Genomic DNA, 7994 nt, shown 5'->3' on the forward strand with positions numbered 1-7994 from the left:
GAAAAGTTGTGTATGATTATACAGTAAGAAGCATGATCGTTTTTCGATCATGCCGAAAAGTATTTATATTCTTCTGAGGGAGGAAAATTCATGGTACGAGCAATAGTAGGAGCTAACTGGGGAGACGAAGGCAAGGGTAAGATTACCGATATGCTTGCTAAGGAATCCGACATCATTATCCGTTTTCAGGGAGGAAGCAACGCAGGTCATACGATTATCAACAATTATGGCCGTTTCGCACTTCACCTTCTGCCGTCCGGTGTATTTTACGGACACACAACCAGCATCATCGGCAATGGTGTGGCATTAAACATCCCGTTTCTGGTAAAAGAGCTGGAAAGCCTGGTATCTCAGGGGGTTCCGATGCCGCATATTCTGGTATCGGATCGCGCACAGATCCTGATGCCGTACCATGTTCTGTTTGATACGTATGAGGAAGAGCGTCTGGGCGGCAAGTCCTTCGGTTCTACCAAGTCCGGCATCGCGCCGTTCTACTCTGACAAATACGCGAAGATCGGTTTTCAGGTCAGCGAACTGTTCGAGGACGAGGCAGCTCTGAAAGATAAAGTACAGCGTGTCTGCGAGACAAAGAATGTCCTGTTAGAGCATCTGTACCACAAACCGCTGCTGAACCCGGATGAGGTTCTGGCAGAGCTGATGGAATACAAGAAGATGGTAGAGCCGTATGTATGTGATGTATCTGCATATCTTCATGACGCGATCAAAGAGGGCAAAAACATCCTTCTTGAGGGTCAGTTAGGTTCCCTGAAAGACCCGGATCACGGTATTTACCCGATGGTTACTTCTTCTTCGACTCTGGCAGCTTACGGCGCTATCGGCGCAGGTATCCCGCCGTATGAGATCAAAGAGATCACAACCGTTGTAAAGGCATACTCCAGTGCAGTCGGCGCAGGCGCATTTGTCAGCGAGATCTTTGGTGATGAGGCAGACGAACTCCGCCGCCGCGGTGGTGATAAGGGCGAGTTCGGCGCAACCACCGGACGTCCGAGACGTGTGGGCTGGTTCGACGCAGTAGCAAGCCGTTACGGCTGCCGCATCCAGGGTGCGACCGAAGTGGCTCTGACCGTTCTGGATGTTTTGGGATATCTGGACGAGATCCCGATCTGCGTTGGCTACGAGATCGACGGCGAAGTTGTCAAAGACTTCCCGGTAACCTACAAGCTGGAGAAAGCAAAACCGGTTCTGAAGACACTTCCGGGCTGGAAATGTGATATCCGCGGAATCAAGAAATACGAAGATCTCCCGGCAGAGTGCCGCAACTACATCGAGACGATCGAGGCAGAGCTTGGCGTACCGGTAACCATGGTATCCAATGGTCCGGGACGTGATGAGATCATTATGAGAAAGTAACTTTATAGAATCAATTTCAGCGGCGGTCCTGCATGATGAGTGCAGACCGCCGCTATTTTTGTGTAATAGGAAATTCCTTGAAATTCTCCATTACACAAAAAGGCACATTCTTTTTCAAGTTTATTCTGAAATCAGCCAGTCAATTAAATTTTTAGATTTTATGCCATCATAGGAAGAGTCCATTCCGGGATTCAGGGAAAGGACGATTTTTTCGTAATTGTCATTGATTTTTTGAAGAGGGAATAATTCACGTTTGCGGACGTCCTCGCTTGTCATTGATTCAGTGACTTGAATATAGATTTTATCGGTATATTCAAAATTCATTTCAAGAATCTGATCATCCGTTATACCGTTTTCTTTCAGGTGGAGGGTCATCAATCTAAGAAGACTTGACTTGCCGCATCTACGGATGTCGGTGACAACTTTTACAGGTGCAGTATCCTGAAACGCTAAAATTTTATTTAAGTATAAATCTCTTTTTTTGAATTCGTGAGTATCAATCATGTGCAGTTCCTCCTTATAATGTGAGTATAGCATAAATTTAAAAAAGATTAACAGGCACTCGCCCTATCTCTCCATAACTCTCCATAAGTGATACCCGTATTACCTTTTTGGGATTTCTACTTTCCCTAACTCGGTCTATCACACCATATCACGCCGTAAGTTTAGTATAACAATAGTATAAAGAAAAGCCTTGACTGGTTGTTGTTCCTGTCAAGGCTCTCTTTGTTTTCCCCATTTATTTTAATGTAAAGTTTTCTGATGGGAAGTATCGTCCACCTGCTTCATTTTCTTTTATGCTATCTTTGTCACATACGACCTTGCCAACATCTCCAAAATCAACTGTTATCGTGTTCCATTGACTGTCGTAACCAGTAAGTTCAAGTATAGCGTCTGTGATTGAACTTGTACGAGAGATTGCCAAGTCCTCTATTGTAAGAGGGCTGGAGTCTGCTTTACTCAAATCAACTGTTACACACAAATCTTTGTCTTTCAACGCAATATCTGTGATTGCTTCATTGTCGCTGTCAATAGCACCAGAAATAGCGGTTTTCACATCTTCAACGAATTTGTCAGATGTTGCTTGCTGTTCCGTTGAATTGATTGCGTCTTTTGTTTCGTCCTTAATGCTGTCATTCGTTCCTGAGTTTCCAAAGATAGCGGCCAGAATAACAACAATAATTACCCAAAACCACCATTTCTTGAAAATAGGTTTCTTTCCATTGCTTTTGGTTGATTTATCTTTCATAATGCCATACCTCCAAGTTTTGGTTGATAGTAGCATTATAGCAGAGTGTAACACAAAAGTACAGCATAATTTTAACTCACTATTGTGTCATAGTTTTGCACCTCTTGTCAATACTATAATATAATCAAAACCAATGGAGGAATTGCATTATGGAGAAATTTATCGTAACACCAAAAGAAGATAAATCTGTCACCATGACGATACGCATAGATAGAGCCTTGCAAGAAGAATATAACGATTTAGCAGCTAAGACGAATCGTTCTCGTAATGAACTAATCAGCATGGCTTTGCAATATGCCCTTGACCACATGGAATTGAAAGATGAATGATGACTAAATGAGAGCCTTTGGATTTTGTCCTCTGGCTCTCAATTATTTATGCGTTCAATCGCAAGAACTCATTTACCTTTGTTGCAACTTCCTCTTGCTGTTCCTCAAAGCTGTGAGCGTAGATATTCATTGTGGTTGAACAAGTTGAATGAGAGATAATTGTCTAAAAATCCTTTATCTGCAATACTTTGTTGACCTTTTCTACCTTGCAAAAAGTAAAACTTAATGCTGTGTTTTTGCTATGTTGCTTGTGATGTCAGTATTACGCTTGCTGAACAAACAAGCACAATCTAAAAAAATAAAGTTTATGCACTGAAATGCAAATAAAAATCGACTTTTTTTGCATTTCATAAATAAGGTATGATTTGGTGTGAAGAAAGTTGGAGGGATGCCTTGGATAGAGTCTGTGAGAACCGTGTTTTTTATGGTATGATAGATAAAAAGAAATCGTTTTATAAATGAAAAGTGAGACAAACGGGAATCGCCAGAGAATGAGAAATGGAAACATATAGAGATTTACTATCGCAAATTCATACAAACTGTAAAAACATACCATTTCATAAGAAATTATCAGCCTACAACATTTTTGATGTATTAGAGATACAGAGCCGTGAAGTGATCATGTGCCGTTTTTTGACCGATCTGCTGAACCCGGAGGGAATGCATGGCTGCGGAATCCGGTTTCTGAAATCGTTTATCCGAGATGTGTTGAAAATGGATCCGGTAAGCGATACATTGCTATTGCATACGGAGGTAGTCAAAGAGTACCCGATTGATAAAGAGAGAAGAATTGATATTTTCATACGGAATGCGGAGTATCAGATTCCGATCGAGGTAAAAATCTATGCGGGGGAACAGGAAGGACAGTGTTCGGATTACTTTGAGATGGCACAAAATTCCCGATTGATATATCTAACCCGTTTTGGAACGCCGCCATCTGAGTACAGCCGGAAGAAGAAAGGCGGAGGAAATTTATTACCATTAGGGCAAATCCAGTGTATTTCATGGGCAGAAGATATCTATCGGTGGCTGGAAGGTGAATTGCAAAATTTAAAAGAGCCATTTCGGGCAGTGATGGAGCAATATTTGGATGCGGTACATAGCATAGCGGATGAAAGAGAGAAGAAAGTGGCAGATAAAGTGATGGAGGCATTGTACGAATCGCCGGAAAAATTTCTTGCCGGAATTGAGATTGAAAAATCAATGAAAAAGGCAAAGGTGCGGCTGATTCGCCAGGTGTTTGAAGAATTTCAGCAGCAGATGCAGCCAATTTTAGAAAAATATGGTTTGAAATTAGAAAAGGATAGTGGATATTATTCCTATCAGGATTCACAGCATGATAAATTTTATGATTGTTACAGCACCTATCCTGGATTGAATTATGTGGTAAAAAAGGCAAAATTTCAAAAAGCGGGTCTGGAACTCTGGTTTCGGATTGAGGTAGAACATAATTTGTTTGCGGGATTCTGCCTGTTTGATAAAGAAGCCAGATCCAAGGATGGCTTTTCGAAAGGCTATCAGGTAGATGATATAACCGACGAGCTTAAGCAGGAGGCATCCAGATATCTCAAAAAGGAAATAATTCTGCCGGAGGACTGGTGGTTTGGCTGGTGTTATCCGAACGGAAAACGCCACTGCGAAGAGACAGAAGTGCCGGATTTTAAGCAGATGAATCCGTGTGCGGTTTCACTTGTGGATGAAACGGCGCGGAGGGAGTATGTGAAGCGGGCGTTGGCGGTGTTCGAGAGAGAGCTTTTGGGGTGGCTTTTGTAAAAGGATAAATTGTCGCTGAAACAGAATATCACACTACACTATAAAAGCATATTTACACAAACACAAACATTGCAAATAACAAATATATTCTACCTTTAAACCGAAAGCGAGGCGTTTCACCAAAATGACAAGAGAAGAATTATTTCAATGGGTAAAACAAGAATATGGCACGGAAGCGGAATATCCGTGGAAGGATTCGAATGCAGTGCTGCGTCGGGCGGATAATGATAAATGGTATGGCGTGATTTTGAGTGTTGCAGGGAGTAAGCTGGGGTTGGAGGATGATAATATCATATATGTTATAAATCTAAAGAGTGATCCGATGCTGATAGGTTCTTTGCGGGGGCAGAAAGGATATTTTCCGGCATACCATATGAACAAGGAGAAGTGGATCAGTGTTTTGCTGGGGGATGCGGGGCTGGATGAGCCGATTAAAAATTTACTTGCGTTAAGCTATGAGCTGACAGCGCCAAAGAAAAAGAAGAATACTTCCAAATAGGGGGGATCTTATGTCAAACTTTGAATTTTTAAAGAATACAAAAGAATATGCATTATTTGCGCCAGCGGTGATGGAAGCGGAACGGGTATATGCATCCGCCCCTGCAATGTGCGCGGTAGGATGCAGAAAGGCATTGGAATTGGCGGTAAAATGGGTCTATTCTGCGGATAATACGATGCAAATGCCGTACAAGGACAATTTGCAGTCCCTGATTCATGAGCCGAGTTTCCGTTTCTCGGTTGATTATAATACATGGGGGAAGTTGCCGTTTATTGTGATTATGTCCTGTTTGGAAAGGATGGCAGCCCTCTGGCGGTGGTGGAAGCGAAGCGCACCAGCAAGGATCCGAATGTTGGTCGGAAACAGGTTATGCTGTATGCGGATTGTTTAGAGCGGAAGTTTGGCCGCAGACCGATGATGTTTACGACGAATGGATTTGAAACGTATTTCTGGGATGACAAGACTTCTCCACAGCGTCCGGTCAGTGGCATTTTCAGTAAAGATGATTTGCAGAAGATGATGAACCGACGTTCGGAACATAAGGATTTAATGCAGATTCCGATTGATGATAAAATCACGGATCGTTATTATCAAAAAGAAGCGATCCGGGCGGTGTGCGAACAGATACAGCGCGGTTATCGGAAACATTTGCTTGTGATGGCAACCGGAACTGGTAAAACAAGAACGGCTTCCAGCTTGACGGATGTTTTGAGTCGTGGAAAATATGTGACGAATGTGCTTTTTTTGGCGGATCGGACTGCCTTGGTAAAACAGGCAAAGGATGATTTTAAGAATTATCTGCCGGATATGTCACTTTGCAATCTGTGTACCAATAAAGATGATCGGAATGCACGTATCGTATTTTCAACTATCCGACGATGTTAAATGCGATTGATGATACGAAAAATAAGGATGGCATCCGCTTGTTTACACCGGCACATTTTGATTTGATTATTATTGACGAAAGCCACCGCAGTATTTTTAAGAAATACCGGGCGATTTTCGAGTATTTTGATGCAATCATGGTTGGTCTGACGTCTACGCCGAAAACGGATGTGGATCGGAATACGTATGATTTCTTTGAAATGGAACATGGTGTGCCGACGTATGCATACGATTATGAGACGGCTGTTTATCAGGATCATGTGCTGGTTCCATATTATAATTATGAGGTAAAGACGAAGTTTCTGGATGAAGGAATTACGTATGATGATTTATTCGATAAGGATAAGGAACGGTATGAGGACGATTTTGTGGAAGATGGTCAGATGCCAGAATTTATTCCTTCTGCGGCGATCGGATTGGAAAGACAATCATCTTTGCACAGAATAAAAAGCATGAGGAGTTTATTCTGGAACGCTTCAACAAGCTATATCCCAATATTTATCCGGAAAAGAAGGGGATATTTGCACAGAGGGTAATTTGTGATGATGCATACGCCCAGACTGTAATTGATGACTTCAAGGTTGAAAATAAGCCTCCTTTTATTGCGGTATCGGTGGATATGATGGATACGGGGATTGATGTGCCGCAATGTGTAAATCTTGTATTTTTTAAGAAGGTACGTTCTAAGGCAAAATTCTGGCAGATGATTGGACGCGGCACTCGTTTGTGCAAGGGACTTACCTGCATGGATCCGATAGACGGGGAGTATACAGATAAAAGACGTTTCCTGATTTTTGATTATTGTGGGAATTTTGAATATTTTCGTGAACATATAGAAGGTTTTGTGTCGAAGGAGACGAAATCCTTAAGTGAAAATATTTTTGGAAAACAAATCCGGCTCATTTCTCTGCCGCAGGAAGCTTGCTATGCGGAAGGTACTTATGAAGAGTGGCGGAAGGAACTGATATCGGGATGCCATAATCAGCTTGTGGAGTTGGATCCGAAGCTGATTTCTGTAAAGCTTAAATTACAATATGTGGAGAAATTTAAACAAGAGACGGATTTTGACGTGATCAGTGAAGGGGATAAGGGAGAACTTTTACAGCATATTGCGCCGCTGGTGCATTTGAATGATGAAGATGAGCTGGCTAAACGGTTTGACAATTTTATGTATGGTCTGATGCTGGCTTCTATGGAACAGATGCCGTCTTTTAAGAGAGCGAAAAAGGTGCTTTGTGAGATTGCTGGTTTGCTGTCGCGCAAGATCAGTATTCCTCAGGTAAAAGAAAAACTTGATTTTATACAAGAAATTCAGACGGATGAATTTTGGAAGGTAAATGATGTTCTTCAATTTGAACGCGTCCGGCAGAAATTGCGGGAACTGATGAGGTTTTTGGATCAAGATCAGGGGGGCAGGACGATCACGACTCATTTGACAGATTCCATTATCGATCAGCAGGAGGGTGTCCAGTTAGATGCGGCATATGATTTTGAGGATTATCGGGAAAAGGTTAATCGATATATCGGGGAACATGGAAACACACTGGCGATTCATAAATTAACGCACAATATTAAGCTGACACAGGGAGATTATCAGGAGTTAGAGCGGATTCTCACGACGGAACTTGGCGGTAAGGAAGACTACCAGAGGGAGTTTGGAGATACACCATTTGGTCTGATGGTACACAAAATTGCCAAACTGGATCATGAGGCGGCGATGCAGGCATTTTCAGAGTTTATTAACGATCAGTCATTGAAAAACGGCACACCGCATTCTCGTTACTTTAGCCTGCAAATAAAAAGTCAAGACTTAATGGGGAAAAAAATATAAAATTTTACATGGTTAAAATTAGGCACTAAAATAAGACCACCACAAGCAGTGCTGGTC

Annotated in this window: 9 protein-coding genes; 7 read left to right on the top strand and 2 right to left on the bottom strand. The window is 42.1% G+C overall.

The window, feature by feature from the left end; translation table 11 throughout:
- Positions 1-90 precede the first annotated feature (90 nt).
- Entirely contained in the window at positions 91-1371 is a 1281-nt protein-coding gene (locus DWX91_RS06490; RefSeq protein ID WP_107001526.1) for an adenylosuccinate synthase, read from the top strand.
- A 120-nt stretch (positions 1372-1491) separates the two neighbouring features.
- Here the strand turns inward: DWX91_RS06490 and DWX91_RS17275 are convergent, their stop codons facing one another.
- Complete coding sequence (locus DWX91_RS17275; protein ID WP_118472490.1) at positions 1492-1875, bottom strand: hypothetical protein; 384 nt, start codon at positions 1873-1875, stop codon at positions 1492-1494.
- Positions 1876-2110: 235 nt separating this feature from the next.
- Positions 2111-2620, bottom strand: a complete 510-nt coding sequence (locus DWX91_RS06500; RefSeq protein ID WP_118472491.1) for a hypothetical protein — start codon at positions 2618-2620, stop codon at positions 2111-2113.
- 149 nt (positions 2621-2769) lie between these two features.
- On the opposite strand from DWX91_RS06500, the gene DWX91_RS06505 reads away from it, so the two are divergent.
- The 6 genes from DWX91_RS06505 to DWX91_RS17285 all read left to right on the top strand — a co-directional run bounded on the left by DWX91_RS06505 (position 2770) and on the right by DWX91_RS17285 (position 7937).
- The gene (locus DWX91_RS06505; protein ID WP_009532310.1) at positions 2770-2949 is read left to right on the top strand and encodes a hypothetical protein; all 180 of its coding nucleotides are present in this window, start codon (positions 2770-2772) and stop codon (positions 2947-2949) included.
- A 498-nt stretch (positions 2950-3447) separates the two neighbouring features.
- On the top strand, positions 3448-4722 hold the full coding sequence (locus tag DWX91_RS06510) for a PD-(D/E)XK nuclease family protein (RefSeq protein WP_118472492.1): 1275 nt from the start codon (positions 3448-3450) through the stop codon (positions 4720-4722).
- Positions 4723-4846: 124 nt separating this feature from the next.
- The gene (locus DWX91_RS06515) at positions 4847-5221 is read left to right on the top strand and encodes an MmcQ/YjbR family DNA-binding protein (protein WP_118472493.1); all 375 of its coding nucleotides are present in this window, start codon (positions 4847-4849) and stop codon (positions 5219-5221) included.
- Between the two features lie 252 nt (positions 5222-5473).
- Positions 5474-6106: a DEAD/DEAH box helicase family protein gene (locus tag DWX91_RS17935; protein ID WP_412693843.1), complete on the top strand. Its 633-nt coding sequence runs from the start codon at positions 5474-5476 to the stop codon at positions 6104-6106.
- A complete protein-coding gene (locus DWX91_RS17940) occupies positions 6100-6642 on the top strand; it encodes a DEAD/DEAH box helicase family protein (RefSeq protein WP_412693844.1) in 543 nt (180 codons plus the stop codon). Before DWX91_RS17935 ends, DWX91_RS17940 begins: the two co-directional genes overlap by 7 nt.
- Complete coding sequence (locus DWX91_RS17285; RefSeq protein ID WP_243098993.1) at positions 6573-7937, top strand: type I restriction-modification enzyme R subunit C-terminal domain-containing protein; 1365 nt, start codon at positions 6573-6575, stop codon at positions 7935-7937. Before DWX91_RS17940 ends, DWX91_RS17285 begins: the two co-directional genes overlap by 70 nt.
- Positions 7938-7994: the final 57 nt, after the last annotated feature.

Source organism: Clostridium sp. AF22-10 (genome assembly GCF_003478725.1).
Lineage (GTDB): Bacteria > Bacillota > Clostridia > Lachnospirales > Lachnospiraceae > Otoolea > Otoolea fessa.

Excerpts from the sequence above, each read along its gene's own strand:
- DWX91_RS06490 (WP_107001526.1), top strand. The coding sequence starts at position 91 with ATGGTACGAGCAATAGTAGGAGCTAACTGGGGAGACGAAGGCAAGGGT.
- DWX91_RS17275 (WP_118472490.1), bottom strand. The coding sequence starts at position 1,875 with ATGATTGATACTCACGAATTCAAAAAAAGAGATTTATACTTAAATAAA.
- DWX91_RS06500 (WP_118472491.1), bottom strand. The coding sequence starts at position 2,620 with ATGAAAGATAAATCAACCAAAAGCAATGGAAAGAAACCTATTTTCAAG.
- DWX91_RS06505 (WP_009532310.1), top strand. The coding sequence starts at position 2,770 with ATGGAGAAATTTATCGTAACACCAAAAGAAGATAAATCTGTCACCATG.
- DWX91_RS06510 (WP_118472492.1), top strand. The coding sequence starts at position 3,448 with ATGGAAACATATAGAGATTTACTATCGCAAATTCATACAAACTGTAAA.
- DWX91_RS06515 (WP_118472493.1), top strand. The coding sequence starts at position 4,847 with ATGACAAGAGAAGAATTATTTCAATGGGTAAAACAAGAATATGGCACG.
- DWX91_RS17935 (WP_412693843.1), top strand. The coding sequence starts at position 5,474 with ATGGGGGAAGTTGCCGTTTATTGTGATTATGTCCTGTTTGGAAAGGAT.
- DWX91_RS17940 (WP_412693844.1), top strand. The coding sequence starts at position 6,100 with ATGTTAAATGCGATTGATGATACGAAAAATAAGGATGGCATCCGCTTG.